The 1,898-nt window shown below is 57.6% G+C and carries 1 protein-coding gene; it reads left to right on the top strand.

Annotation, left to right across the window (positions count from 1 at the left end):
* Positions 1-291: 291 nt before the first annotated feature.
* Positions 292-1,221, top strand: a complete 930-nt coding sequence (locus DES52_RS22390; protein ID WP_110889048.1) for a GNAT family N-acetyltransferase — start codon at positions 292-294, stop codon at positions 1,219-1,221.
* The last annotated feature ends 677 nt before the right edge of the window (positions 1,222-1,898 follow it).

Raw genomic sequence — 1,898 nt, 5'->3', positions numbered from 1 at the left:
CGCGGGTCGACTCACGGGACATCACCTCGACCTCTATCGTCGACCAACCTCATGAAACGGGAAAATCTCGTCCTGCACGCTTTTCAGACGCACTTTATTGATCACCGCAGAAGTTACGCGGGTGGTTCGGACGATGAATCATTGTTGTGAACGTGCGGGACGTCGTCGCGTTCCACTCGAGGGCAACTGAGGTCAGTCAATGCTCAACGACGGGAGCGTCCTTGCGCTCTATACCCAGAGATAAGCTCGTTGACGCATGTTCTGAGGCGTTGAGCGCCGCACACTGCTTTTATGTCTCACCGTCCCTACCGCGATGACGCGGACTTTCGAGTCCTCTTGGACTTCCTGTCGAGGGTCAACGTCGCCAACTCGCAAGCAGGCTACCTCCACCCCGGCGACTTGACGTGGTGGATCCGCCAGAACACCGTGTTCGATCCGCAGGAAGGCATCGAGTTGTTTCACGACGATGCGGGCAAGCTGCTGGGATTTGTGTTCAACAAGCCGCCTGAATGGGCCACCCTTCAGGCGGCTCCGCACACTCCTTCAGCGGTGCTCGACGAGATGCTGGCCTTCGCGCAGGCAAAAGCTGCAGCCAACACGCAAAAGTCACTGACCGTTGCGGCCGATGCAGGCGACGAGGCGTTGACGCGGGCCTTGGAACGAGCTGACTTTTCACGAACGGGTGAACGCATGTGTTGCTTTGTGTATCGGCCTGTCGTGCAGGGCGTGCCCACACCAACGCTGCCGAACGGTTTTTCCTTTTCATCCGTCACGGACGATCCCGACCTCAAGGCCAAGCGGGTGGCATTGCACCGAGCCGTCTGGCACCCCTCTAAAGTCACGCTGGAGGCGTATGAACATCTGCGGGCCGCGCCGAGTTACCGCGCTGACCTCGACATGGTGCTGGTAGCCCCGGATGGAGCGTTGGCCGCTTATGCACTCGGCTGGTACGATCCGCAAACTCGCAACGGCATTCAAGAACCGGTGGGCACCCATCCCGATTTCCGGAAGCGGGGCTTAGGGCAGCTGGTGGTGCAGGAAGTCACACGCCGACTGATCGTGCTGGGCGCGGAAAAAATCTCGATATATACCTTCGAGAGGCTTGCCGCGGCAATGGCGCTGTACAAATCGGTGGGGTACACGTTGTCGGGCTATGTCGAAGACTGGCAGCGAAATGAGAGGGTCGAAGTTGTGCAAAAGGACGGTAGGAACGCGCAATAAGCCGGACGGCTCCGCCGACATGACACGTCGGAATCACCCACCGAACTTTTGCACTGATCAGTGACTGCACCCTCAAGCTTTCGCGGTGTGCATCAAATGACAAGGCCGCGCTGCTCGAGAGCAACTCGTCCAAAGTGACTCGTTGCTGCAGGAGGGGAGAAGGAGGTGCACTCCAGCCCCATCAAGTGACACGAGAGTCCGGCCGAGAGGCGTGCTCGATCTACTTCTTGCTGGGGACGACGGTCGCCGCGCATTTCGGTATGCCGCCTTGGAGCGCTCGAGCACGTCCCTTTATTCTGCTCTTGACAGAAGCAGGGCGAGGGAGTATTCTTGTGAACCTTGCCGAAGTAGGTCGCTTCGGTAGGTGGGAATGAGCGATCTCATCCTGACACGGAGTTGACAGCTGCTTGAGGTTGCTCTACTATAAAGACCTGCGCGAAACGCGCTCAACTTAAATACTCGAGCTATTGACAAGTTTGATAACAAAGAGTATACTAACTGAGTCGTTGAGGGAACCAACCCGAACGCGCACAGAGACGCGAGTCTCGCGAAGCATGACAACGGAAGAAGCTTGAATTGCAAGGGCCATCCGACAGGATGGTGAAGACGGTCTCTCCCCCGAGAGGCTCCAGAGCTTCAAACGAAACCCTTACGGGGTTTCACAGCCACGCGAACAA

Source organism: Deinococcus yavapaiensis KR-236 (assembly GCF_003217515.1).
GTDB classification, from domain to species: Bacteria; Deinococcota; Deinococci; order Deinococcales; family Deinococcaceae; genus Deinococcus_A; species Deinococcus_A yavapaiensis.
Note: the sequence above shows the minus strand (reverse complement) of the source record. Positions and strands in the feature narration are given on the sequence as shown.

Excerpts from the sequence above, each read along its gene's own strand:
- DES52_RS22390 (WP_110889048.1), top strand. The coding sequence starts at position 292 with ATGTCTCACCGTCCCTACCGCGATGACGCGGACTTTCGAGTCCTCTTG.